At 69.6% G+C, this 23605-nt stretch carries 25 protein-coding genes; 16 read left to right on the forward strand and 9 right to left on the reverse strand.

What is annotated here, in order from left to right:
- Nucleotides 1-32: 32 nt before the first annotated feature.
- Entirely contained in the window at nucleotides 33-707 is a 675-nt protein-coding gene (locus tag AC069K_RS03810; RefSeq protein ID WP_478611824.1) for a DJ-1/PfpI family protein, read from the forward strand.
- 262 nt (nucleotides 708-969) lie between these two features.
- Nucleotides 970-1548, forward strand: a complete 579-nt coding sequence (locus tag AC069K_RS03815) for a DUF3159 domain-containing protein (protein ID WP_478611826.1) — start codon at nucleotides 970-972, stop codon at nucleotides 1546-1548.
- Between the two features lie 219 nt (nucleotides 1549-1767).
- Here the strand turns inward: AC069K_RS03815 and AC069K_RS03820 are convergent, their stop codons facing one another.
- Nucleotides 1768-1908 carry a hypothetical protein gene (locus AC069K_RS03820; protein ID WP_478611828.1) on the reverse strand — a complete coding sequence of 47 codons (141 nt, stop codon included), beginning with the start codon at nucleotides 1906-1908 and terminating at the stop codon, nucleotides 1768-1770.
- A 150-nt stretch (nucleotides 1909-2058) separates the two neighbouring features.
- On the opposite strand from AC069K_RS03820, the gene AC069K_RS03825 reads away from it, so the two are divergent.
- Nucleotides 2059-2241 carry a hypothetical protein gene (locus tag AC069K_RS03825; RefSeq protein WP_478611830.1) on the forward strand — a complete coding sequence of 61 codons (183 nt, stop codon included), beginning with the start codon at nucleotides 2059-2061 and terminating at the stop codon, nucleotides 2239-2241.
- A gap of 359 nt (nucleotides 2242-2600) precedes the next feature.
- Here AC069K_RS03825 and AC069K_RS03830 read toward each other — a convergent pair whose 3' ends face one another.
- Complete coding sequence (locus AC069K_RS03830) at nucleotides 2601-3494, reverse strand: LysR family transcriptional regulator (protein ID WP_478611832.1); 894 nt, start codon at nucleotides 3492-3494, stop codon at nucleotides 2601-2603.
- 187 nt (nucleotides 3495-3681) lie between these two features.
- On the opposite strand from AC069K_RS03830, the gene AC069K_RS03835 reads away from it, so the two are divergent.
- The 6 genes from AC069K_RS03835 (at nucleotide 3682) to AC069K_RS03860 (ending at nucleotide 9535) form a co-directional block, all read left to right on the forward strand.
- Nucleotides 3682-4668, forward strand: coding sequence for an SDR family NAD(P)-dependent oxidoreductase (locus AC069K_RS03835; RefSeq protein WP_478611834.1), 987 nt, complete (start codon nucleotides 3682-3684; stop codon nucleotides 4666-4668).
- Between the two features lie 69 nt (nucleotides 4669-4737).
- Nucleotides 4738-5151 carry a nuclear transport factor 2 family protein gene (locus tag AC069K_RS03840; protein WP_478611836.1) on the forward strand — a complete coding sequence of 138 codons (414 nt, stop codon included), beginning with the start codon at nucleotides 4738-4740 and terminating at the stop codon, nucleotides 5149-5151.
- A gap of 1 nt (nucleotide 5152) precedes the next feature.
- A complete protein-coding gene (locus AC069K_RS03845; RefSeq protein WP_478611838.1) occupies nucleotides 5153-6415 on the forward strand; it encodes a glycosyltransferase in 1263 nt (420 codons plus the stop codon).
- A 305-nt stretch (nucleotides 6416-6720) separates the two neighbouring features.
- Nucleotides 6721-7773 (forward strand): AraC-like ligand-binding domain-containing protein, encoded by a 1053-nt coding sequence (locus AC069K_RS03850; protein WP_478611840.1) that lies wholly within the window; start codon nucleotides 6721-6723, stop codon nucleotides 7771-7773.
- 66 nt (nucleotides 7774-7839) lie between these two features.
- Nucleotides 7840-8712: an NAD-dependent epimerase/dehydratase family protein gene (locus AC069K_RS03855; protein ID WP_478611842.1), complete on the forward strand. Its 873-nt coding sequence runs from the start codon at nucleotides 7840-7842 to the stop codon at nucleotides 8710-8712.
- A complete protein-coding gene (locus tag AC069K_RS03860; RefSeq protein WP_478611844.1) occupies nucleotides 8705-9535 on the forward strand; it encodes an MBL fold metallo-hydrolase in 831 nt (276 codons plus the stop codon). Before AC069K_RS03855 ends, AC069K_RS03860 begins: the two co-directional genes overlap by 8 nt.
- Nucleotides 9536-9631: 96 nt before the next feature.
- Here AC069K_RS03860 and AC069K_RS03865 read toward each other — a convergent pair whose 3' ends face one another.
- On the reverse strand, nucleotides 9632-11542 hold the full coding sequence (locus tag AC069K_RS03865) for a DUF6528 family protein (RefSeq protein ID WP_478611846.1): 1911 nt from the start codon (nucleotides 11540-11542) through the stop codon (nucleotides 9632-9634).
- 506 nt (nucleotides 11543-12048) lie between these two features.
- Nucleotides 12049-14280 (reverse strand): FG-GAP repeat domain-containing protein, encoded by a 2232-nt coding sequence (locus AC069K_RS03870; RefSeq protein WP_478611848.1) that lies wholly within the window; start codon nucleotides 14278-14280, stop codon nucleotides 12049-12051.
- Between the two features lie 141 nt (nucleotides 14281-14421).
- On the opposite strand from AC069K_RS03870, the gene AC069K_RS03875 reads away from it, so the two are divergent.
- A complete protein-coding gene (locus AC069K_RS03875) occupies nucleotides 14422-14682 on the forward strand; it encodes a hypothetical protein (RefSeq protein ID WP_478611850.1) in 261 nt (86 codons plus the stop codon).
- A gap of 140 nt (nucleotides 14683-14822) precedes the next feature.
- Complete coding sequence (locus AC069K_RS03880) at nucleotides 14823-15023, forward strand: hypothetical protein (RefSeq protein WP_365105011.1); 201 nt, start codon at nucleotides 14823-14825, stop codon at nucleotides 15021-15023.
- A 305-nt stretch (nucleotides 15024-15328) separates the two neighbouring features.
- On the opposite strand, the gene AC069K_RS03885 is transcribed toward AC069K_RS03880, so the two are convergent.
- Entirely contained in the window at nucleotides 15329-16060 is a 732-nt protein-coding gene (locus AC069K_RS03885) for a hypothetical protein (RefSeq protein ID WP_365105008.1), read from the reverse strand.
- 590 nt (nucleotides 16061-16650) lie between these two features.
- Between AC069K_RS03885 and AC069K_RS03890 the strand changes: the two genes are divergently transcribed.
- Complete coding sequence (locus tag AC069K_RS03890) at nucleotides 16651-16890, forward strand: 2Fe-2S iron-sulfur cluster-binding protein (RefSeq protein ID WP_478612023.1); 240 nt, start codon at nucleotides 16651-16653, stop codon at nucleotides 16888-16890.
- A 77-nt stretch (nucleotides 16891-16967) separates the two neighbouring features.
- On the opposite strand, the gene AC069K_RS03895 is transcribed toward AC069K_RS03890, so the two are convergent.
- The 3 genes from AC069K_RS03895 to AC069K_RS03905 all read right to left on the reverse strand — a co-directional run bounded on the left by AC069K_RS03895 (nucleotide 16968) and on the right by AC069K_RS03905 (nucleotide 19312).
- Nucleotides 16968-17768, reverse strand: coding sequence for a hypothetical protein (locus tag AC069K_RS03895; protein WP_478611852.1), 801 nt, complete (start codon nucleotides 17766-17768; stop codon nucleotides 16968-16970).
- 606 nt (nucleotides 17769-18374) lie between these two features.
- Nucleotides 18375-18830, reverse strand: coding sequence for a MarR family transcriptional regulator (locus AC069K_RS03900; protein WP_478611854.1), 456 nt, complete (start codon nucleotides 18828-18830; stop codon nucleotides 18375-18377).
- Entirely contained in the window at nucleotides 18827-19312 is a 486-nt protein-coding gene (locus tag AC069K_RS03905; RefSeq protein WP_478611856.1) for a MarR family winged helix-turn-helix transcriptional regulator, read from the reverse strand. Before AC069K_RS03905 ends, AC069K_RS03900 begins: the two co-directional genes overlap by 4 nt.
- Nucleotides 19313-19522: 210 nt before the next feature.
- On the opposite strand from AC069K_RS03905, the gene AC069K_RS03910 reads away from it, so the two are divergent.
- Both AC069K_RS03910 and AC069K_RS03915 read left to right on the forward strand, forming a co-directional pair.
- A complete protein-coding gene (locus tag AC069K_RS03910; protein ID WP_478611858.1) occupies nucleotides 19523-20677 on the forward strand; it encodes a N(5)-(carboxyethyl)ornithine synthase in 1155 nt (384 codons plus the stop codon).
- A gap of 894 nt (nucleotides 20678-21571) precedes the next feature.
- Nucleotides 21572-22123 carry an N-acetyltransferase family protein gene (locus AC069K_RS03915; protein ID WP_478611860.1) on the forward strand — a complete coding sequence of 184 codons (552 nt, stop codon included), beginning with the start codon at nucleotides 21572-21574 and terminating at the stop codon, nucleotides 22121-22123.
- A gap of 225 nt (nucleotides 22124-22348) precedes the next feature.
- Here the strand turns inward: AC069K_RS03915 and AC069K_RS03920 are convergent, their stop codons facing one another.
- Entirely contained in the window at nucleotides 22349-22693 is a 345-nt protein-coding gene (locus tag AC069K_RS03920) for a hypothetical protein (protein ID WP_478611862.1), read from the reverse strand.
- Nucleotides 22694-22703: 10 nt separating this feature from the next.
- Between AC069K_RS03920 and AC069K_RS03925 the strand changes: the two genes are divergently transcribed.
- A complete protein-coding gene (locus tag AC069K_RS03925) occupies nucleotides 22704-23111 on the forward strand; it encodes a TetR family transcriptional regulator (protein ID WP_478611864.1) in 408 nt (135 codons plus the stop codon).
- Nucleotides 23104-23466: a hypothetical protein gene (locus AC069K_RS03930; RefSeq protein ID WP_478611866.1), complete on the forward strand. Its 363-nt coding sequence runs from the start codon at nucleotides 23104-23106 to the stop codon at nucleotides 23464-23466. The genes AC069K_RS03925 and AC069K_RS03930 overlap by 8 nt, the downstream gene beginning before the upstream one ends.
- Nucleotides 23467-23605: the final 139 nt, after the last annotated feature.

Here is a 23605-nt window from a genome sequence, read left to right on the forward strand (position 1 = left end):
CAGTCAGGAACCGAGGGAAAAGAGAGTCGCTGATGCTGGCACAGTTCGTCCTCTTCGACGGGTTCGACCCGTTGGATGTCATCGCTCCGTTCGAGGTCTTCAGCGCCGCCCAGGCCTTCACCGATCGGGTGACCGTCGAACTGGCCTGTGCGGAAGGGGCCAGGCAGGTACCGAGTGGCATACCCGGCGTCGCGCTGACGGCCGCCGCTCCTCTGGCCCCGGATCGCGCGGACCTGGTCGTGGTGCCGGGCGCGGCCGGCAGGCTCCCGGGGCAGGGCGCGGACGACTCTGCCGAGGATCAGATTCCCGTGACCCTCGGCCACGCGCTGACCACCAAGCTCCCGACACTGCTGGCTGACGCGCTGGCCGCACAGGGCACCACGGTGGCCACGGTCTGCGGCGGGTCGCTGGTGCTGTCGATGGCAGGGCTTGTGCACGGCCGCCACGCCACCACCCACCACCAGGGTCTGGACCTGCTGGGCGCGGGCGGTGTGCACGTGGTCCCGGGCCGGGTCGTCGACGACGGCGACCTGGTCACCGCCGGCGGCGTCACCTCCGGCCTCGATCTGGGCCTGTACCTGCTGGAACGGGAGGTCGGCCCGAAAGTCGCGCTCGCGGTGGAGCACCTGTTCGCCTACGAGCGTCGCGGTGTCGTCTGGCGCGACCAGGGGATTGCGCCGATGTTCCCCGCTGTCGGCGCGCGGTAGCCGCGCTGACCCAAGCTCCTGCTCATGCCGTACGTGCTCGCGGCGATCGTCGCCCCACCACGGAAGTGTGACCCATGACCGCCAACTCAGGATCCGTGCCCGCGTCACGGGGCGTACGCAGGCCGCTGCGCGCCTCGGCAACCATCGAACTGGTCAGCTTCGCCGTTCTGTTGGCCAACATCGCAACCGGGAACGCTCGGGAGATCGCCGCGCTGTTCGGGCCCGTGCACGGGGTCGCCTGGCTATGCGGCTTGGGGGCACGATGAACGACCGCGTTCCTGAGTTCGCGGCTACGGCGGCGCCGGCCCTGGCGTTCGTGGTCGCCTACGGTACCGAGGGGCCGCGGACCGCGCTCGTGGCGGCCACAGTGACCGGTGTACTGGTCCTTGCCTGTGGTCTGTGGTCCCGTCGGTACCTCCGGCATGCGGCGGTGGGTGCTCTGCTGGCGGTGGTCTGTGCGGTCGTGGCGGCCGGTACCGGGCAGGCACGGGGTTTCTTCCTGTTGCCCATGCTGTTGCCTGCGGTATCCTCGGCGGCCTGCCTGCTGTCGGTGCTGGCAGGGCGTCCCCTGGCCGGCTTGGTCGCGAACCGGGTCGTGGGGGGCCCACCGAGCTGGCGGTCGCAACCGTCCCTGCACCGTTTCTATCGGTGGATGACGGTGTGCATCGGTCTGGTGTGCCTGGCGAGTCTGGGTGCGCAGGCCGCCCTGTACAGCCGTGCGGAGGTTGCCTGGCTCGGTCTCCTCCACGTCGTCATGGGAGCGCTGTGGCCCGGGATCACTGCCGCCACGCTGGCCCTGTCGCGCATGGCCGTGACCCGCCACCGCGACCCGGCCGCCTGATACAGATCCGGCATCCAGGCAAACCGCCGTCCCCTCCGTCCGGGACCCGCAGGAAGTAGACCTGTGACTGGTGAGGAACGGGGCGCCCACCTGATGGCGGTCGCGATGGAGAAGCGCTGGGGCCTGGCGCGCGGACTCACCGTGGATCCGCGACGCCTTTGCGGCGCGGCCGCGGCATGAGTTCGCGCCGGACCGGCTGTGGCACTGGGACGGCTACGCCTACCTCCCCATCGACCGGGAGAGCGAGCCGCAGAGGTGGCTGTCCGAGGTGTACGCGAGTGTGGACGCGCCGAGCATGACACAGATCGACGGCGGCGTGCCCAGTTCCAGCCTGTCGTGTCCGGCGATCATCGCGGACATGCTCGACTCCCTCATGCTGGAGCCTGGCCAGCGCGTCCTTGAAACTCGGTACCGGCTAGGGGCTCAACGCCCCGCGACGACGGCACCGTCGACGGATATCTCTACGACGGCCGCTCCTCGTGGGCCACCCTCAGCCAGGCGGGATCCGGCGTGGCCGACGCTGCTCAGCAAGGTCCGCGCCGCCTGGCCGAGGAAGCCATGCGCGCCCTCCACCTGTGGGCACGGCACGGCGAGCCCTCGGTGTACGACTTCGGGATGACCGTGCGGCCCTATGGGCAATGGATCTGGTGCGGGTCTCCCGATTCCGATCCCTACGCGCCCTGCGACCACTGACCCGTGGTCGGGTGCCGCCCGGTCGGCGCAGCTTCCTGACGAGGCGGTGAGCCCCCAGCCCAGAACAGGGCCGCCTGGCTGCATACGGGCCCCGCCCATGTGCGGCCCTGCCCGCTGGGCCGGTGGGACCCATGAGGGCGGACGGGTTCCGCCTGGCAGGGCATCCAGGGCCACGGCTCGTATGCCGTTCGTGCAAGCTCGTATGCCGTTCGTGGAATCCGGCTCAGGGGCCGTGGTGTTGGTGTGGGCCTCGCGGTGGGGGAGTGGAAGCCGGGGGATTGGAGCGGCCCGCTCACGGTCCTCGTCGGCGGTGCCGTCGCCGTTCGCAAGCCGGGCACGGGGGTTACCCGCCGGCGTCGTCAGAACCGCACGGCGCCGATATCGCGGACGGTCTGGGCCAGGGCACGGATGGCTTCGTTTTCGGCGTCCCTGCGCCACACCAGTGCGTAGGGGATGGTTCCCATGTCGGGGACGGGTACGAAGCGCACGTGGGACAGCGCGGACCAGTAGCGGGTGACGTGTGAGGGGAAGGGGTGGACGATCTCGCCGGTGATCACCAGGTGGATCAGTTCGTCGGCATTGGTGACCTGCTCGACACGCTCCAGCGTCTGGCCCCGGGGCGTGTAGAACGGCAGGTAGCCGTCCTCCCAGTAGTCGGGCATCTCGGGGGGCATGGTATGGGCGAAGTCGGCCAGGGCCTCGACCGGCACGACGGTTCTGTCGGCGAGTTCGTGGACCGCGGAGACGGCCAGGACACGACGGTCGTGGAAGAGCACCGGGCCGACGGTGATATCGGGGTCGTCCACCGGTAGCCAGGTGATGAACACGTCCATGTCGCCGTCGCGGAGCCGCCCGAACGGGTCGACGTAGGGGGCCCTGCGGATCTGCAGCTCCCACTGAGAGTGACGAGCCTGGAACGTCTTCCAGAAGTGGTGCAGATCGGGCACGTTGAAGGGCATCATGCCGACGCGCAGACGCTCGGTCTTGCCGCGGGCGGTCATCCGGGCGCGTTCGAGACTGTCGCGCAGATTGGCGTAGACCGGCAACAGGTCAGTACGCAGCTGGCGGCCGAGCGCGGTCAGGTGGATGTGACGGCGGTTGGACCGGTCGAACAACAGGCCACCGAGTTTGCGTTCCTGACGGCCGATCGCCTGACTGACGCGTGCCTGCGTGAGGTGCAGCCGTGCGGCCGCACGGCCGAAGTGCAGTTCCTCCGCCAGCGTCAGGAATATCTCGATGTCACGTACTTCCACGTGTAGCCGACCCCCGTCATAAGCCTGAGTTATCGGATCTTACTGATCTTCGACGTTGATGAGTGGGGCGAGACGTTGAAGGATCGACACACCACGCCCGGCGGATTGCGCCCGGGCACCTCACCTCTCAGATCCGGCCTCACCTCTCAGATCAGGGCACCCCAGCTCCCAGACAGGAGTAGCGCACATGCACACCCCAGCCGACACCGCGGGCCGCGTCTGGTTCATCACCGGCGCCAGCCGGGGCCTCGGCCACGCCTTCGCCGAAGCAGCGCTGATGAGCGGCGACCGCGTCGCGGTCGCGGCCCGCACCACAGCCCCGTTGGAGGCGCTTGCGGCCGCCCACCCCGGGCAGGTCCTGACTCTCGGGGTGGACGTGACCGATCGCGAAGCGGTGTTCGCCGCCGTCGCCGAGGCGGTCGACCACTTCGGTCGGCTCGACATCGTCGTCAACAACGCCGGAATGCTGGCGATGGGCATGGTCGAGGAGTTCACCGAAGCGGAGGCCCGGGCCCAACTGGACCTCAACTTCTTCGGCGCGCTGTGGGTTGCCCAGGCCGTCATGCCGGTCCTGCGCAAGCAGGGCTCCGGCCACCTCGTGCAGGTTTCCAGCATCGCCGCGCTGGGCGGCTTTCCCAGTACAGGCCTGTACAGCGCCAGCAAGTTCGCCCTGGAAGGTCTCAGCGAAGCCCTCGCCGCGGAGGCGGCCCGCTTCGGAGTGAAGGTGAGCATCATCCAGCCCGGCGGCTACTGGACGGACCTCTACACCGCCATGCGCAGCACCAGCCCTATGGAGGCGTACGCGCCGCTGCGGGAGGAGCTGGCCCGGCAGTTCGCCGGGGGATCGGTCGACAGCGATCCGCAGCTCGCGGCGGAAGCGCTGCTCAAGCTGGTCGACAGCGATGATCCGCCGCTGCGTCTGTTGCTGGGGAGCATGGTCTACGACCTGGCGTTCGACATCGCCCGCGCCCGCATGGACACCTGGGCGGCATGGGAGCACGTCAGCCGCGCCGCCGAACACGCGATTCCCGCGCCCGCCGTCGCGGATGCCGGGCCCGGCTCGCAGCGAGAACACGAGGAACCGGCTGCCCCTGGGCCCGGGCCGAGCCAGGTCCTGCCGGCCGTCGGAACTGTCGGGTGCCGGCATCAGGACGGCACGTGCACCGGTGGGTAGGCCGGCTGCGCGGCGGGGCCCGCACCGAGCGCAGCAGACGGATCACTCCACTTCCGAGGGGCTCGCGGCATGTCGTCGTTCCGTACCACGGCGGAGGTCGTCCACCGCTTCAACCGTGCCTTCATCGACCATGACGCTTCCTCACTCGCGGACCTGATCGCCGACGACTGTGTGATGGAGGCGAAGGAGCCGGCCCCGGAGGGGGCCCGCTACGAAGGCCGCGCCGCGTGCCTGGAGTTCTGCCGGGCACTCGCCGAGGACCGCACGGGCCGGTTCGACCCGGAGGCCGTGATCGTCACCGGTGAACGGGCTACCGTCCGCTGGCGGTACCGCTTCGGTGACGGACCGGCCGACTCGGTCCGGGGCGTCACTCTCGTGCTCGTACGCGACGGGCTGATCGTCGAGTCCCTCGGTTACGGCAAGACCACCGGCGACATCCCACTGGCCGGGACCGGAATCAACGAAGAGCAAAGGACGTCCTGACATGCGCGTGTTGCTGGTCGCGTACGGTTCGCGCGGAGATGTGGAGCCGATGCTCGCGCTGGGGGCGGCTCTGCGCGCGTGCGGTGTGCAGGTGCAGGTGTGCGCCCCGCCGGAGTTCGTGGAGCCGCGGGAGGGGGGTGGCACCCCCGTGGTGGCGTTCGGCCAGTCGTTGCGCGCGATGGCGGCCGACGTGGTGACGCGGACGGCGGGGGACCGGCAGGCGCAGGAGCTGTCCGGGTGCGTGGCCGGGATGGTCGCCGCGACATACGACTCGGTCGCGGTCGCGACGGCGATGGACGGATGCGACGTCGTGGTGGCGGCCGGGCCGATCCCGGTGGCAGCCGCCGCGCGGGCGGTCGCCGAAAAACTCGGCGTCCCGTATGTGTTCGTCACCTACTCCCCGGCCCACCTGCCGTGGCCGCGCCATCGGCCCCTCGCGTGGCCGGGGTGGCCGCTCCCTCCGGAGGCGACGGACGACCGGGTGCTGTGGGACCTGAACGGTGAGCAGGTGAACGCCTTGTTCGGTGAGGGGATCAACACCCAGCGGGCGGCGATCGGCCTGTCGCCGGTGGACGACGTCCGCGACCACGTCCTCAGCGGGCGCCCGTTGCTGGCGGCGGATGCGACCCTGAGTCCGGGGCCGCGGCCGGCCGGTCTCGACGTGGTGCAGACCGGTGCGTGGATTCGGCCGGACAACCGCCCGCTCCCGGCCGGCGTGGACGCGTTCTTGAAGGCCGGCACACCACCGGTGTACGTGGACTTCGGGACCATGCCGACCCGTGACGGTGACGCCCGGGGCACTGCTCGGGCCGCTGTCCAGGCGATCCGCGCGCAGGGTCGGCGCGTCGTCATCGGCCACGGCTGGCCCGACCTGGCGGTGACCGACGGCCAGGGCGACTGCTTCGCTGTCGACGAAGCCAACTTGCAGGCACTTTTCACGCGGTCCGCCGTCGTCGTGCACCAAGGGGCCGCGGGCACCACGACGACGGCAGCCCTGGCCGGGGTGCCGCAGGTGGTGGTACCGCAGACGGCGGACCAGGCGTATTGGGCGAGCCGGGTGGCCGACCTGGGCATCGGCGCAGCGCACGACGGACCGAGGCTGACGTACGCGTCCTTGTCGGTCGCGCTGAGGACCGTCCTGAACCCCGGGACCCGGGCGCGAGCGGACGCCATGGCGGTCGCGATCCGTACGGACGGGGCGACGGTGGCCGGGAGGTTGCTACGCGAGATCGTCGGCCGAGGAAGACCTCTCGTGGCGGCATGAAACGCACAGGGGCGTCCACCCGAGAAGGTCCGCCGCGCCGGGCATCGCAGGTGGTGCCGGAGGCGCCGGGGCTTCGGAACGGCGGATACGGCCGTGGCACGACCGGATGGCGCCTGGACCGGGACAACGGGGCCTGCGTCACGCGCGTTTTTGCGGTGCCGCGCGGGGCAACTCACTGCCCCCGGCGAAGCGGGCGTCCAGGCGCGCCCACACCAAGGACGAAGCAGGGACGGATCTCTGGCAGGCCGCAGACGTACGGATCCGTCACATCAATGTTCACGCAGATCACATCGGGGGAGACGTCAATGCCTGTGGAGGCGGCACATCGGATGTGGACACGGGCGTCCGGCCGTGAGGTACCGGCGGCCGAGAGGTTCGACTGGTTCACCGAGACGGTGTCCACGGACCTGTTGCCCGTGGAGATCAGAACCGATCGGGCGAGGGACTTCCACGCCGAGATCGGGTCGGTCGAGCTGGGCGCGCTCACGGTGTCGACGCTGGAGTTCTCGCCCGTGTGGTCGCGCCGTACTCCGGCGCACATCAGACAGGGTGACCCCGAGCAGTACCAACTCGCACTGGTTCGGGGCAATGCGATGAAGGCCTGCCAGCTCGGCCGGGACTCCGGTCCGGTCGTCGACGGCTTCCTCGTCACCCATACCTCGGCCCCGTTGGCGTGTGACACCGACCGCACCGGTGGACCGGTCCGCGCGATCGTCCTTCATATCCCGCGATCGGAGCTTCCCCTGCGCGCTGAGCGCGCCGACCACCTCGTCGCCCGTCGGCTTCCCCGCACCGGTCTCGGCGCGGTGATGGCCGACTTCCTGACGAGCCTGTGCGACAACGGTCCGGACTGCCGGAGCGAGGAGCTGCCGGCTCTCGGGCGGGCAGCCCTCGACATGGCCACGGCCTACCTGGCCGAGCAGCTCGGCGTCCTTGAGGGGACTGGGCCCGAGGTCCGTGCCCGTGCTCTCCTGGAGCGGGCCAAGGTCTTCATCGAACGCAACCTGGATGACCCCGACCTCACCCCCCAGGCGGTCGCCGACCACCACCACATCTCCTTGCGCGGCCTCTACGCGCTGTTCGGGGACGAGCCCGAGGGCGTCGCCGCCCTCATCCGGACCCGCCGCCTCGAGCGCTGCCGCGCCGATCTCGCCCGGCCGGAGCTGCGCGCGCTGCCCATCCAGGCGATCGCCGCTCGCTGGGGTCTTTCCAACGCCACCGTCTTCGGCCGCGCCTTCCGCCAGGCCTACGGCCTGACCCCCGGCGAGTACCGCCGCCTTGCGCTCGGCTCCGGCTCTGCACGCGTAGTCGAACGATTCTGCACGCTGCGTCGACCATCGCTCCTTGAGCGCGCCTAGATTCTGTTTCCGCAGGTGAGGCGGAGAGCACCACGTGCACTGGACAACGAACAAAGGGGATTGGACGTGAAGGTACTCGTCCTGGGTTCCACCGGATACATCGGGTCGGCCGTGGTGCGGCGGCTCGCGGCGGAGGGCCACCAGGTGGTCCACTTCGCGAAGGACGCCAGCCGGCCGCCGGCCGACGCCCCGGTGGTGGTGGGCGACCTGAGCGACCCGGCCTCGCTGCGGGCCGCCGTCACCGATGACATCGACGCCGTCATCAACCTTGCCACGCCGACAGGCGACGAGGCAGTGGACGCGGCGGCCGTGGACGCGCTGACCGAGCGGCTGCGCGGCTCCGGACGAGCCCTCGTCTACACCAGCGGCGTGTGGGTGCTCGGCGCCACCGGCGACGCGCCCGTCGACGAGGACGCGCCCACGAACGCCATCGCCATCGTCGGCTACCGCCCGCGGATCGAGCAGCGGGTACTGGCCGCGGGCGGGGACGACCTACGAGCCGTCGTTGTGCGGCCCGGCATCGTGTACGGCCGGGGCGGCGGCATTCCCGGGCTGATGACCGGCTGGGCGCGTGAGCACGGCACCGGCCGGTACGTGGGGCCGGCCGCGACCCGCTGGCCGATGGTGCACGTGGACGACCTCGCCGACCTGTTCGTGCTGGCGGTGACCAAGGCCGCTTCGGGCAGCGTGCTGCACGGCGTGGCACACGAGGCGGTGCCGGTCGCGGCGCTGGCCGCGGCCGCCGATGCCGCCGCGGGAGGTACCGGCCGGGCCGAGCCCTGGCCGCTGGAGCAGGCGGCCGAGGCCGTGGGCGCTCCGTTCGCCGAGGCGCTGGGCCTGAACCAGGTGGTGTCCGGGCAGCGTGCCGTCACCGAACTCGGCTGGCAGCCCAGCCGCCCGTACGTCCTGACCGAGCTGGCCGGGGGCGACCGTGGCTGACCTCACCGGTTCGACGCTGCCCATCTGCCGCACCTGTGGCACGCAGTACGCCGCCCCGCGCCCCGACTGCCCGGTCTGCCTGGACGAGCGCCAGTACGTGGGACGCGACGGCCAGCAGTGGACCAGCCTCGCCGAGTTGCGCGCCGAAGGTCACCAGGGCCGTTTCGAGGAGCAGGGCCCGGACATCGTCGGCATCGGCTGCACGCCGGAGTTCGCCATCGGCCAGCGGGCCCTGCTGCTGCGCACGGCCGCGGGCAACGTTCTGTGGGACTGCGTGCCCTACCTCGACGACGCGATGATCCAGGAGGTGCGGAAGCTCGGCGGCATCAGCGCGATCGCCATCAGCCACCCCCACTTCTACTCCGCCATGGTCGACTGGGCGCACGCCTTCGACGCCCCCGTCTACCTGCACGAGGCGGACCGCGACTGGGTCGGCCGCCCCGATCCCGCCCTGCGCTTCTGGAGTGGACAGACCCACCGGCTGACCGAGGAACTGACGCTGATCAACCCGGGCGTCCACTTCCCGGGCAGCACCGTCATGCATCTGAACACCGACCAGGGCGCCCTTTTCACCGGCGACATCGTCAACGTCGGCCCCGATCCGCGCTGGGTCAGCATCATGTACAGCTACGCCAACCACGTTCCCGAGCGCCCCGACGCCGTCCGCGCCGCCGGCAAACTGCTCGCCGGTTACCGCTTCGACCGGATCTACGGTGCCTGGTGGGACCGCGTCGTGGCCGCCGAGGGCAACGAGGTCCTGGCCCGGTCCATCGAGCGCTACCTGCGCTTCGAACAGGCACTGCCGACAGAGAGCGGTTCATGACCGCCTCGCAACACGCATGACATCGTGCCTCCGGCCTCCCGCCGCCCGCGATCACGGTCACACCGGTCCTTTTGAGGACCGGTCGGCGGGGGCCGGTCACTGGTAGCTCGGTACCATCCAGCGGGCGCGGTAGTGCTGGCTCTGGTCCCACCAGCGTGCCTTCCGCGTGATGCCGTCGGTGGTGACGAACCGCAGCCAGGACGTGGTGTAGCTCGGGTTGGTGTTCGACCCCTCGCAGCCGTCCGCGCAGGTCGTCAACCGTTCCCCGGAGACCGGGTCGTTGCCGATGCTCTTCACCAGCGGCTGTACGTTGAGGGCCGCTTCGGCGGCGTAGTCCGTGCACCAGCGGTTCTTGTCGCTCACCTGTGCCTCCAGAGGCCAGCGGTTGGAGCCCTTGTAGCACTCTGTCAGGCCCGACTTGGAGAACTGCACGATCCCGGCGTTCGCTCCCACCCACAGGCGGTCGGGGTTGCCGTACACGGGCTCCAGGTCGTGGCCCCAGGCCTCGGCGGGCTTGCCCTGGGAGATCTGCTGGGGCAGCGGGAAGGACTCGCCGTCGTCGAGCGTGCCGGTCGCCGTGTCGTAGCCATAGCGGACCAGCGCGCGGCCTCCCACCGCCCAGAGCGACTGGGTGGCGGGGTCGTACAGCACCTCGTGGGCCTCTTCGAGGGGTTTGGTGGAGAGGGCCTTCGCGGGGCCGGGGGCCGGGCTGGTGGGGTCGCCCGTGGCCCGCGCGTACACCTGGACGGTGTCCGACCCGCTGGACGCGGTGGCGATGTTCCCGTCGGGCAGCAGCTCTGCGCCGTGCACGTTGGTGACGTCGGCGTTGCCCACGTTGTAGGCCCACTTGTAGCCCGACAGCGACGGGTAGGGGATCACCCCGACGAAGCCGCTGTTGCCGTCCGCGACCACCATGACCTGCTTCGCCGGGTCGCCCTCGGCATACGCGCCTGCGGGCCGCAGCCGGTGGTCCGTGCCGCCGCCCCAGGCGCGGACGGTGGGGAAGAGCTTCTTGTCCGGGTCGGGGACGGAGTGGTAGGCGTCGGGGACCCAGCGCTGGTACGGCCCGTCGGAGACTTTGCCCGAGCCGAACAGCTCGATCGCCGGAACGTCGGCCGGATAGCCGCCGTTGGGCACCGCCTTGCTGTTGCCCGCGCTCACGACCGGCGAGCCCTCGTCGAACTCGACTTCCAGGGTGGGGGCGTTGTACGCGGCGTCGCAGGCGTAGACGGACGCGCTCGGGTTCATGGAGCAGAAGTCCTTGTACGCCTTGCTGTCGAGCTCTCCCGCCGAGAGCTGGATGCCGTAGTTGGGCAACGGGGCGGTGGCACTGGTCCAGGCGCGCACCATCGCGGTGACGTCCAGGCGGTGGATGCCGTTGGAGGACTCCGGGTCGTACGGGCGTGTCACGTCGGGGCAGCCGGAGCTGCCCAGGCCGAAGCTGGCGGAGGCCTGGTAGCCGGGGGTGACGGCGGGCCGGGTGGCCCAGGTGACGGTCTTCTCGTTCCACGCGGCGGCGACCGGGTCGGCGTACATCCACCAGCCGTCGCAGGAGCCGGTGTACGAGTTGTACAGGCGCAGCTTGGCGCTCTTGATGGCCGCGCCCTTGAGCCGCGCGACGTCGAACTGTACATAACTGCGGTAGCGGGTCGTCCCATTGTCGGGCGAGCCGATGTGCAGAACGCTGCCCGTGGAGTGGTCGCGGGCGTCGGTACTGCTGACGTAGGTGTCCTGCACCCGCTTGATGATGTTGCGCGGCCCGCTCTGCACCACGGGCGAGACCGCGGGCGTGACGGTGTAGTTGTCCTGCGCAGTGGTTTCGTTCGGGGTGGTTGCGGTGGTTGCGGTGGTCGCGGCCCCGGTGGACCCGCTGTCGGATGTCTGCGGGGGCGTGTCAGCGGCTGCGGTGACCACTGGCACCGTCCCGAGGAGCGCGGTGGCGAGGGCGACCGCCCCGCCGGACATGAGCCGGCGTATGCCCTGCCGCCGCACCGAGTTTCGTCTCACTTCGTACCCTTCGGCTGCTCTATGGCCTCATCGCGAGGCCGGGGCAACGCTATAGGGCGAGGTAGGGGAGGCACTCGCCCGGCCGGACGTCGGGCATGCGGCGGCGTGGTCCGTGGCCTGCGGGCGTGGCGTGTCAGCAAGCCGCCTGGAGAGACGGGCCCAAGCCCAGCCAGGCCTTGCACCCGTCCCTGGCCCACGGCCGTTTTCGCACAACAGGCCCACTCGCACGTGGGCAGGTCAGCTGGTGGGTGCGAAGCCCGCAGAAGGTCGAGGCGGGACCGCCACGCGGTCGCGTCCGGGATGGAGAAGCCACCTCCCGGTGCCTCGCCCCCCGGCCGCGAAGCGAGCGGCAGCCATTTGCCGCTCGCTGTCCCGCTGCCCTTTCCTCTTGCGCTGCCCGGCACCGGAACCGGCATCGCCGTACCGCGTCTCGCCGGCGAGACGCGGTTACTGACGCGGCACGGCCGCGCCCGTGCCGGGACGGTTGCGTCAGGTGGTCCGGTCCGTCAGATCACGTTGGTGAACTTGCCGCCCTCTCCGGCGTACAGCGTGGTCGTCTGCCGGGTGAACGGGGCCGTCGCCGAGCCCGTCGACTGGTAGACATACGTGCCGTTGGGGCCGTACGCGACCATGTCCGGGCGGCCGTCGCCGGTGACGTCGCCCGAGCCGACGATGTGGGAGAAGGCGTTCCAGCCGCCGCCGATGCGCACGCGGGAGGCGAAGTTGCCGTTGCCGTCGCCCTGGTAGAGCCACAGCACGCCGGAGGCGTCCCGGGCGACGAGGTCGCCCGCGGCGCCGCCGGCGATGTTGCCGACCGCCGTGATGTGGTTGTAGATCTGCCAGCCTCCGCCGACCTTGGTACGCGTGGCGAACGGGGCGGAAGCAGTGCCGGTGCCCTTGTACAGCCACAGGACGCCGGAGGTGTCGGTGGCCAGCAGGTCCGGGCGGCCGTCGCCCGTGAGGTCGCTGCCGCCGGTGATCTTGTTGTAGACCTGCCAGCCGGCACCCACCTTGGTACGGGACAAGAAGTTGCCGTCGCCGTTGCCCAGGTAGAGCCAGAGGACACCCGAGGCGTCACGGGCGACGAGATCGCCCGTCGGAGATCCTGCGAGGTTTCCCGCAGCCTCGATCTGGTTGAAGACCTGCCAACCTCCGCCGATCTTCGTCCGCTTCGCGGTGGTGACCTGGCCGCCCGACGGCCAGTCGAACAGATCGTCGCGCCACAGCACACCCGAGGCGTCCCGTGCCAGGACGTCGGTCGAGCCGTTGTCGTTGTAGTCGTGCGGGTTGGCCTCGCGGGAGACCCGCAGGCTTCCGGAAGCGGTCGCCGTGCCGCCGGCGCCGTCCGCGGGGGTGGCCGTGATCCGCCAGTCGTAGCCGCCGTTCGGGGCGCTGATGCCGTTGAGTATTCCGTCCCAGACGAAGGTGAAGCGGTTGTCGCCGGCAGGCTGCGCAAGCCGCGCGGTGAGCTTCTCGCCCGTGCTCACGTGCGTGAGAGTGAGGTCCACGGTGGCGTTCGCGCGTGACAGCGTCCACTCCATCGCCACCGTACGGCCCACTTGCTCCAGGTTCACCGCCGTCGGCACGTTGGAGGCGGTCACCGTCAGGGCGCGGGAGCGGCCGGTGTCCGTGACGAGGGTGACGGCGGGACGACCGCTGCCTCCGTCCGCGATCCGGAAGAGTCCGTCCGCCTCGGCCGTTGAGCCGCGGACGAGCAGGCTGCCGTCCGGCGCGTGGGCGACACTGGAGAAGTGCTCCAGCAGCTTGTACGGAGCCTCGTCAGTGGTGACGCCGCGCGCGTACAGGGGGCTCGTCGACTCGTCGGCGGCCTTGCCCGGCACCCCGTAGAGCAGCGTGTTCCCGGCCACGCCCGCGATGACCGCGCGGCTGAGGGAGCTGTCCAGGGTGAATGTCCTGCGCGACCCCTTTCCGGCCACGACGAGCTCGGTGCCCCTGGAGGGGTATTCGGTCCACGCCTTGTAGTCGGCGGTGTAGGCGCCGGTGGAGTCCTGGCTCCAGGGACCGACGCTCTCGCTGCCGCCCCAGTCGACGACCGCGTGGTTGTTGACGTTCGTGAGTGCCTTCCAGTACTCGGTCCGGTAGGTCGGTCCCGAGAACACCCGGCGGCTGCCCAGGATGAGCAGGTCGTGACCGGTGGAGGCGACGACCTTGTAGTCCACGCCGTAGGCACCGGAGGTGAGTTTCGTCTTCTGGTCGACGCCGTTGACCTTCGCGAGCTGCCACAGCTCGCGGTAGTCCCCGGTGCTCGGAACGCTCACGAAGAGGTTTTCGCCGACCACACCGACGAGCTTGGAGCCGGGCTTGAAGACCGCTCCGAGCTCGAAGGAGGTGGACCAACTGTTCCCGCTCTTCATGTCCCGCAGGAAGACCGAGCTGCCGCCGTCGCTGGTCACGACGATGTCGGAGTTGCTGTCGTGACCCACGGTGCCGGTGTTGATCGGCATCACCGAGCTGTCGGCGTATTTGTGCCATTCGAGGACCGTGTTGCCGAGGTCGTCCTTGCGGGAGGTGAGGTACCCGGTGTCACCTGTGCTGACGATCTCCGCGTCGACCGGGAGTTTCCTCTCGTCGGCCGGTGAAGCGGCCACTTCTCCGGCCGCAGCGGTGGGAGCGGCCGCGGCCCCGGGGGAGGCAAGAACGCCCGCGCCGACCGTCACAGCGAGAACGGTGGCAGCACACGCGCCGAGACGGCGCCGGGTGGTACGTACGGAAGACAAGGGGGTCCCCTCTGATCAGTCGACTGGCACGCACACGGCACGTGCCGTTCGATCAGACCTGTGACCTGGCACAGGGGTTGTATGGGTTGCCCATGTTCTTAGTGAGGCAACCAGCAGGGCGGCACGGGACGAGCGTGGGCGATGCGCAGGAACCGGGCCGCCGAGGCCAAGGGGGCCGCGGCCGGGAACATCGACGCGGTCGTGTCGGTCGACTCCACGGTCGTCCGTAAGGCACCGCCCAGCAGGTGCGAGCGCGCAACGCAGAACTACCCGCTAGTAGTTGCAAAATGGGGGGCGCAGGCCAAGGGGCAGTCCGGCGAGGGCGCGGCAAGCCCCGCCGCCGGTGCGTACCTGGACCCGCAGCCTCGGATCACCAGGCGGAGCCGCCGCCGCACCGGCTGAGGCGAGAAGATCGTGGCCCGCAGAATCCGGGTGGTCGGCGGTCGGCGCCTGCACTTCGTCAACATCGCGAGAGAACCACCTCTGAAGGCCGATGGGCGCTATCACCCGTGCCCTGCACCCGCAGGGCTCGTTTGCAGAACATGAAGAAGATCATTCCGGCCGCCGCGCTCGCCGCCGCCGCAATCGCCCTGACCACCCCGGCCGCCCACGCCGCACCCATGTCCCCCCAGGGCGGCCCGGTCAGCTCGGTCGCTCGTGCTGACGGCCCCGTCGGACCCGGCCTCAGCGAGCTCGTGGCAATCGCGGAAGGCATCCTGAGGAAGTACGGAATCACCCAGTAGGTCCTCTGGGTTCACAGGCGCCCCGGAAGTCCTGGGCGCCTTTGAGCGGTGGGCCCGGTGGAGTACCTGCCACTTCGGCGGGTACTCCACCCGCAAATTCATTTATCCGCTGTGTTCAAGGCGTGTGCCCGGCCGGGCATTTGCCGGACCGGGCACACGCCCCCACCGCCGGCCGCGTCTGCTGCCGCGGTGCCGGGCCGTGTGGCGGTATCCGAGTGGCCCCGAGGGTTGCGGGGCGGGTCGGAGTTGGTTGTCGCAATAGTGCGGCTGGAGCGGAACGGCCCTTGTCTGGCCGTGGGGGTGGGTCAGTACAGCGGGCAGCCCTTCGGCATCTTGGCGAAGTCGGTGAACGCGTACCCCGTGTCGCCGCCCTGCGTCTTGGTCTTGAGCTGGGGAGCCCAGTCGGACGGCTGGAGGATCTCGGCGTAAATACCGGCCGACTGCGGCAGCGCGGGACGGGCACGGTTCAGGGTGCCGAACCGGGTGATCTGCGTGCCGTCGCCCGCGTCGTGGAAGGTGACCGAGGGGCCCTTGGGGCTCATCGTCATCCGCGCCTCGGTGCCCGCGCCGATGTCCTCGTGCTGCAAGACGGTGCACTGCTTGACGACGAGGGCCTCGTCGAGGGAACAGCCCTTGGGGAGCCTGGGGAAGCTCAGCAGCCCGTAATCGCCGTCCCTGCCGCCCTGGGTCTTGGTGAGCAGCTGGGGCGTCGAGCCGTAGGGGTTAAGTATCTCCTCCTCGATTCCCGCTGACTGCGGGAGCGCGGGACGGGCCCGGTTGAGGGTGCCGAACCGGGTGATCTGCGTGCCGTCGCCCGCGTCGTGGAAGGTGACCGAGGGGCCCTGCGGACTCATCGTCAGCCGGACGTTCGTGCCCGCGCCGATCGAGTCGGTCGTCGTCACGGAGCACTGGGCGGCGGACGGGGCAGCGGAGGCGGTGCGGGTGCCGTGGGACGTGGCCGCGAACGCCGCCGTCGGAAGGAGAGCGGAACCGGCGAGTGCGGTGACAGCGAGGCCGGCACGAAGGGCGTAACGCAAGACAACTCCTGTGCGTGGAAGTACCGATAGAGACAACACTTGGCACACCGCGTGCGCCACACGGGGCAGCGGCCGCCTTCTGTCCCGGCCGGTGCCGAGGGAAAGCAGGGGAAGAAGCGGTGTATAAGTGAATCTAGAGGGACACACACAGCGGACCCGTCCCCTCCACGTCACGGAACGGTTACTGCCACCGCATCAGCGTCTTCGATGCGGGAAAGCGCGTGACAGCGAACCGGTGCGCCGCACTGAGAGCGCGCAGTACGACGCGGTGTCCGTGTACACCTCGCCGGGTCCTCACCCGCACGCGCCGTGACGCTGAGGGTGGGCCGGGCGTGGGCTCAGGCGCAGGTGCGGGGAGTCATCGGTGCGGCGGCCGGCGGAGGCGTACGAGTAGGCAGTGCTTGCGCACGTATGTGCGGGAGCGGGGCTGCTTCGGAGTGAAGAAGGGGTGCGACAGCGGTGACTGCGGCGCCTGCACTGTGCATGTGGACGGCCTGCCCGTGCACAGCTGCCTCTACCCCGCCATCCGTGCCCAGGGACGAGCGGTGACAACCGGGGAGGGCCTGTCCGGCACCAGCGTCTTGCACCCCGTGCAGCAGGCTTTCGCCGCCGCCCGGGCCTTCCAGCGCGGCGTTTGCACCCCGGGCTTCGTCATGACCGCCGCTGCCCTGGACGCCTCCCAGCCGCTGATCTTGGCGAAGCCCTCAAGGGAAACCTGTGCCGCTGCACCGGCTACCGGCCCCTCACCCGCGCCGTCCAGACATCGCACAGCGATCGCACCGCGGGGGAGCAGGCCCCTGTCACAGACGGTGAGGGTCCTGCGGCGGTGACGGCGGAAGCCGAGGACATCGTCACCGGCCGGGTCCGCTTCACCTTGGAAAGGTGAGAGGCCAAAGCCTTCCCTGGATCACCGCTCGCTCGGAATAAGAGGCGGGTCGGCCTGCATCCCGTCACACAGACGCTCCAGTGTGCGCAGATTCGGCACCTGGGCCGACCAGGCTCGCATCAGTTCCGGACCGTGGGTGAGCGGACCGCCGTCCGCGGGGCCGCAGCGAACAGTCACCAGGCCGCGGTTGCCCGTGGGCGGCGTATCGTTCCATTCGTAGCCGTAGAAGACGAGCGGCTTGGCGGACCACGGTATGAGTTCGCCGTCGCCGCGCAGCCCGTTGCGGGAAACCGTGAAGGGTCCGAACCGGGCCTGGGCGCCCTCCGAGATCTGCCGGCACAGGCGGGGCAGCTGGGCGGCGGCGACTCTGTCTCGTACGGCGCTGACGAAGGGTGCGAACTCGTGGCGTAGATCCTCGCGCATGCCGTATGCGGCGTAGTCGGAGGCCAGCGTGCGGTCGGCTGGGTCCCACAGTTCCAGACTGAGAGTGACACTGCCCTCGATGTCGAATGTCAGGAAGCGGACGAACTGGTGGAGGACACTGCCGATGTCCAGCTGAGGCTTGATGAGAACATGGACGTCGAACCGCAGCGAGTGCACATCGTCCCAGTAGGGTGCGGCGACGACACGGTCGCGGTGGTCGGTGAAGACCGCGCCGTCGTCGAAGGCGTAGAGGGCCAGCCGTCCGCGTTTGGGGCGGCCGCCACCCCTGGCGTAGGCGATGACCCGACCAAGACCGAGTTCGGTGACGGCCTCGCTCACCTCGCGGGGCAGGGAGCCGGGCACCAATTGACGCGGCATCCCCTTCGCTGCTTCGGTCATGTACTGGCTCCTCTTCGGACTCGTCGCCGAGGCTTGCCCGGCGGATTCTTGCTACCTCTTGTGCCGGGAACCGCCGAACTCGCTGACACATGCCTGCCGGACGCAGCCCCCTGTGTCCGTCCCTCGGGTGCTGGAGGAGGCCGGAGAGAGCTGTGCCTCCCGCGCTGAACCTGCCGCTGTGTGTGGGGGCACCCGCGAGCAGTGACCGCTCAGCGCCTTCGGTTCCCGCCCCTTCGGGTCGGCCGGCTTGGAGCTTGCGCGTAGATCGACGCGAATGCCAAGAACGTTCACAACTGTCTGTCGCGCGCGTGCGGCGGTCGCCGATGAGAAACCGTCGACCGGCGCTGATCGCTTCGTCCCCAAGCTCCCCGTCCCTTTCGTAGGTCCGCAGCCGAAGGTCAAAGTACCTGCGGTAAGCGGGAGGTGACAGCTACTTAGCGGCAGCCGCGGCCCCAACAACGCGATGAAGCCCGGTCCGTACGGGGGGAGATCGTCTCGGGGAAGGGGGAAGGGGGGAGGACTCGGCAGGCGCGCTGCGCATTCGAGCTCCGCCGTCGGCACTCAGGAGGCCGCCGCCTCGGCCCGCGCAAGGGGCCGGCCGGGAGGTCAGGCGGTCAGCGCCGCAAGCTCCGCGTTGGCGCGCTCGGTGACCAGGGCGAGGACGCGACCGGTGGCGGCCAGGTCCTCGGCAGGTATCCCGCCCCAGACCCGGGCGGTGATGGAGGCGGTCTCCGCGCCGACGGCGGCGAACAGCTCGCGCCCCGCGTCCGTGGGGCGAAAGTGCGCGCCGTCCATGATGAGCAGGTGTTCGGCCAGCAACTCGTCGAGGGTGGCACGAATGTCGGCCGGTTCCGCTTTGAGGGAGTCCTGGACCTGGGCGATGAGATCATCCGGTGTCCGTGGGGCGTCGGTGGTGATCGCGGCGCGCAGGGCGACCTGCTGGTGGAACGTGGCGCCGTGCCGGGCCAGGACGCGTTCCAGTACGCCGCGGGCGGCGTAGTGAGCCAGCCCGAGGGCGCGAGAGCCGGCGAGGGGTGCGGTGGTGGACGCGTTGGCCGTCATGGTGTTCTCCTCTGGTCGTTCGGCAAGGGCGGAGTGAGAGGCGCGTCGAGCAGGGCCGCCAGTTCGTCGGTGAAGGCGCGCGTCCGCGAGGCGTCGGGGCCGCCGAGCGGCTCAAGCAACTGCTGGTGCAGTTCCTGGACCACGTCGATGGCCCGCCGGGTGACGGCCCGGCCCTGCTCGGTGAGGGCGAGCTGTACGGCGCGCGGGTCGCGGGGATCGCGGGTGCGCTCGATCAGGCCGGCCGACTCCAGGGCGCGTGCCAGTTTCGAGACATACAGCGCCTCCAGGCCGGTGTGGTCGGCGAGGCGGCGCTGACTGGGCCGTTCGCCGGCGCGCTGCATGCCGTGCAGCGATGCGACCAGGGAGTACTGCGCGTGGGTGAGACCCAGCGGGGCCACCGCGCGGTCGACTGCGACGCGCCACTTGTTGGCGAGCCGCCACACCAGGAATCCGGGCGTGGGGCCCGGGGGGTTCTTGCTCATGCCAAATAGAGTACATGGCTACTATGTCCATGGCTACTATTTACCGGCAGGTATGACGTAACACCCGGCGCGGCGCCGGACTGGCGCAACGCCTGCAACGGAACCGCCATCGCCCCGTCACCTGATCAAGGTAGAAGGCAGTGCCCAGTACGCCGGTGGTGTCCGCTCCGGTCCGATGTGTGTTAGACAGGTAGCAATCAAAGGGGTACTTTGCCGCAGCTCAAGCTCGGAATCATGTCGCAGACCCGCAAAGAGAACGAGCACCGTCTGCCGATCCACCCAGCGCACTTCGAACGCATCGACGTCGATCTTCAATCCAGCATCTACCTGCAGACCGGTTACGGCGAGCACTTCGGTGTGTCGGACCGTCAGCTCGCCCCGTGGGTCGCGGGTTTCCGCTCGCGCGAGGAGCTGATCGCGGAGTGTGACGTCATCCTGCTGGCCAAACCGTTGCACGAGGATCTGGCGGAACTGCGCGACGGGCAGGTCCTGTGGGGCTGGCCGCACTGCGTGCAGGACGAGAAGGTCACGCAGGCCGCCATCGACCGCAGGCTCACGGTGATCGCGTTCGAGGCGATGAACCACTGGACCCGGGAGGGCGGCTTCAGCCTGCACGTCTTCCACAAGAACAACGAGCTGGCCGGCTACTCGTCGGTTCTCCATGCCATGCAGCTGACGGGCGCGACAGGTGACTACGGGCGTCGGCGGCGTGCGGTAGTGATCGGCTTCGGTGCCACCGCCCGCGGCGCGGTGACCGCGCTCAGCGCGCTGGGCGTTCACGACGTGGACGTGCTGACCGCCCGCGGAGTCGCCGCCGTCAGCTCCCCGATCCACTCGGCACGGATTGTGCACTTCGACCACGACGAGGCAGACGACACCCTCGACCCGCGGCGCAGCGTCGTACTCACGAAGGACGGCCCGGAGCCGCTGTCGCAGTTCCTCGCCGGGCACGACATCATCGTCAACTGCGTGCTCCAGGACACCGCGGCGCCGCTTATGTTCCTGATAGAGGAGGACCTGCCGAAGCTCGCACCCGGCACCCTCGTCATCGACGTCTCCTGTGACGAGGGCATGGGATTCGCCTGGGCCCGGCCCACCACCTTCAACGAGCCGATGTTCACCGTCGGGGACCAGGTCCACTATTACGCGGTGGACCACAGCCCCTCCTATCTGTGGGACGCGGCCACCTGGGAGAACAGTGAGGCGCTGATCCCGTTCCTGCGGCCGGTCCTGGAAGGCCCGGCCGGCTGGGACGGTGATCGCACGATCCAGCGAGCGATCGAGATTCGCGGCGGCACCGTCCAGAATCCCGCGGTCCTGGCCTTCCAGCACCGCGCCGAGCGGTATCCGCACGCGGTGCTCTGAACCGGCGCCGGGTTGTCGACGGCGTGCCCGTGCCGGGTACGCCGTCGGTCAGACGCCCGGTCTTCCCTCAGCCGCGGATCGTACGTTGCTGTACATCGCCGACTCACCGACTCGCCGACTCGCCGACTCACCGGACTTCGCTCGGCTTCTGAGGACTACGAGGCAGACGCTGTCTCGTCGGCATCGACTCGTGGACGGTCGAGGTCATCCCCAGGATGCCGGGTGTCACCGGGGCGGTGATGGCCGCGCCGCCTGATGTACGGCCGCCGTGCATATCCCTTCCAGGAGTTCACCCCCCGGTACCACAGCAGCCGCGGGGCGGTCCGCGCACGACGGCCCCCGAGGACGGCGGCGCGCGGACGGACCTCTCCGAGGGCCTTCCGCCTCAGGTGTGTCCTCTGACCCGTGTGGGCCGTCCGACCGGTGACGTGACCAAGCATGCCGTGAGCGCCTCGGGCGTGCGGGAACAAGGACGTGAGGTCTTTGTTCCCGCACGCCCGTCCCGGGCACTACGCCTCCCACCATGGGGGGGGGGGGAGGCAGTAGGCTCCCACGACGTGCCTTCGCCTCACGAGGGGGCGCATCGCATAGTCGTCTCGCCAACCGGTCCCGTCGTGCTGGGTGCGAGGGCGTCCCACCAGGTATCGGTGATGGGGCCACGGGCCCTATTTGCCAGGTCGTCATACAGACGTGGCTTACCACCGACCGTAACAGTCCCAAGGTCAACGACGCCTGCGGCACGATCAACACCGGCCCGGGGGCGCGAAGTCGGCTGGTTGACCCGAGCACTGGGCCGCCGCTGAAGGACACCTGGCTCACGGCCACGGAAACACGCGCTGGGAGCCCTTGTAGTAAACGGGTGAATCACGGTGGGTGTCGGGCTGCGGGAGCGCCGTGAGGGAGATCATGGTCTCTGTGAGGGATAGCCAGGTACGTGTGCGTCCCGTCGATGACGAGGACCTGGCGGCTGTGGCCGCCATCCACCGCCACTACATCGAGAACACCCTCGTCTGCGTACCCGAGACGGAGCGCACTATGGCGCAGTGGGAGGAGTTCGCTGACGATCTGCGCACGCGGGGTCTGCCGTTTTTCGTAGCGCTGGAAGCTGAGGTGGTGGGCTACGCATGCGTGTATCCGTGGAAGCCCGGGCCGTCCTACAGGTACGCCGGTGAGGTCTCGGCCTACCTGGCCCCTGGTCACACCGGCCGCCGGCTGGGGGATGAGCTGATGCGGCCATTGATCGAAGCCAGCCGGAAAGCCGGCCTGCGTCAGCTCATCGGAGCCGTGGCTCAGACCACCGCGGCACCGCGTACGGACGCTTACGCTCGCCGGTACGGGTTCAAGGAATGCGGACTGCTGCGCAGCATGGCCTACCAGCACGGCCAGTGGCTGGACTTTCGTCTGTACCAGTGCCAGCTCGCCGATCCATTGCCCATGGAGAACTGATACCGGGCAGGCGCACTGCCTGGCGGCAGTGGCCAGGGGCGGGGACGGGGAGGTGCGCGGGCAGCGAGGGGATCGGGGCGCCGGCCTTCGTATAGCGCGGTCGCCGAGGCCCCCGTGCCCGGACGCGTTGGCCGGCGCCCGCGGTGCGCGAACTCCTTGTACAGCCCCTCCGTCACGTCAACGGTCCGGTGGTCACTCGGCGATGTCCCGGCGCTCCAGGTGGGCTCACAGGTCGGCCACGGGCGCGATTTCTCCGCGCGTGAGGGAAAGCGGCGGTGGCGGCGGGGATACGGCCCGGGTGTGCCGGGCGAGCACGCGTCGGGCGGCGGAGTACGGAGGGTCTGGTTTCGGCGCTCCGGCCGTCGACCACCGCACCGCGAGGAGGAACCGGATCACGGGAGGTTCCTTGCTGGTGTCGTAGGCCGCCTTCAGCGCGTCGAGCATCACCGGGAAGTCGTCGGGCCCGGCGCCGGGGGCACGGAAGGACCACACGTCCTCGATCCGGAAGTCGCGGCTGAACGCGTGGATCTGCCACGGTCGGGCAGTGTGGCTGGCTTTCGGGATTCGCATCGGTCATTCCTTGAAGCAAGCCCTGAATCAGGGGGGCCGTCTCCGGGACAGCCGTGTCGATGACGCCATCGTCTTCGCCGTGGTGGAGTTGCTGACTGAGGTGGGTTACGCGCGGCGCACGATGGACGGCGTGGCCGCACGCGCCGCCGTAGGCAAGGCGGCGATCTACCGGCGCCGCGCCACGAAACAGGAAAGGATCTCTGACGTCCTTACGTCAGGACAGTTCCTGGCCATGCCGCCCGACCTCGGATCACTCCGCGCAGACCTGGCCGCGGTGCTTGCCGAGATGGCCTGCGCAAGGGTCGCGCGCGTGACGATTCCCCATCGGGCGCAAGATCAGTGTTCGCGCGCGGAGGCGTCCCAGAACAACGCGGTTGAGGTGAGTGGTTCAGCCCCTGCACACTCGCCCGATGAGTAACAGCACAGAGCTGGGCAACTGGGACGGTCCCTGGTACCGCGTCCATACGGAACAGTTCGAGGCCGCGTTCCTGCCGAGTGTGGACGAGGATCTGGAGGCGGTGGACAATGTCGACGTCTTCGTGGACCTCAAGGACGGCTCCCGGTGGAGCGCGACCGTCATTACCCTCGCGCAGGTCGAGATCCTGATGAACCGGTGGGCCACGACCGAAGAGGCCCAGGGAGGGCGCTACTTCTGGTGTTCGGACGGGCTCATCGTCCGCGATCCCGGCATCAGCAACATGACGCAGGTACTCGTCGGCCTGATCGAGAACGGCGAGTTCACGCAAATCCTCCATCGCCTCGAAGACGCGTGACAGCCGCGCTGCACGCTGAAGCGCGGCGACATCGTCCGCAACGACGTGGCAGACCAAGACAGTCACCCCGTACCGAAGTTTCGAAGGAGGGGACCGCAACCTCAAAGCCGGGGGAGTAGAGCCGGGTATGGGTACGGAC

Source organism: Streptomyces sp. NPDC043908 (genome assembly GCF_056435525.1).

Coding starts and splice junctions, on each gene's coding strand:
- AC069K_RS03840 (WP_478611836.1), top strand. CDS start 4,738: ATGTCGTCGTTCCGTACCACGGCGGAGGTCGTCCACCGCTTCAACCGT.
- AC069K_RS03905 (WP_478611856.1), bottom strand. CDS start 19,312: ATGAGCAAGAACCCCCCGGGCCCCACGCCCGGATTCCTGGTGTGGCGG.
- AC069K_RS03920 (WP_478611862.1), bottom strand. CDS start 22,693: ATGCGAATCCCGAAAGCCAGCCACACTGCCCGACCGTGGCAGATCCAC.
- AC069K_RS03930 (WP_478611866.1), top strand. CDS start 23,104: ATGAGTAACAGCACAGAGCTGGGCAACTGGGACGGTCCCTGGTACCGC.
- AC069K_RS03850 (WP_478611840.1), top strand. CDS start 6,721: ATGCCTGTGGAGGCGGCACATCGGATGTGGACACGGGCGTCCGGCCGT.
- AC069K_RS03875 (WP_478611850.1), top strand. CDS start 14,422: ATGCGCAGGAACCGGGCCGCCGAGGCCAAGGGGGCCGCGGCCGGGAAC.
- AC069K_RS03895 (WP_478611852.1), bottom strand. CDS start 17,768: ATGACCGAAGCAGCGAAGGGGATGCCGCGTCAATTGGTGCCCGGCTCC.
- AC069K_RS03900 (WP_478611854.1), bottom strand. CDS start 18,830: ATGACGGCCAACGCGTCCACCACCGCACCCCTCGCCGGCTCTCGCGCC.
- AC069K_RS03820 (WP_478611828.1), bottom strand. CDS start 1,908: ATGTCCGCGATGATCGCCGGACACGACAGGCTGGAACTGGGCACGCCG.
- AC069K_RS03815 (WP_478611826.1), top strand. CDS start 970: ATGAACGACCGCGTTCCTGAGTTCGCGGCTACGGCGGCGCCGGCCCTG.
- AC069K_RS03835 (WP_478611834.1), top strand. CDS start 3,682: ATGCACACCCCAGCCGACACCGCGGGCCGCGTCTGGTTCATCACCGGC.
- AC069K_RS03810 (WP_478611824.1), top strand. CDS start 33: ATGCTGGCACAGTTCGTCCTCTTCGACGGGTTCGACCCGTTGGATGTC.
- AC069K_RS03845 (WP_478611838.1), top strand. CDS start 5,153: ATGCGCGTGTTGCTGGTCGCGTACGGTTCGCGCGGAGATGTGGAGCCG.
- AC069K_RS03880 (WP_365105011.1), top strand. CDS start 14,823: ATGAAGAAGATCATTCCGGCCGCCGCGCTCGCCGCCGCCGCAATCGCC.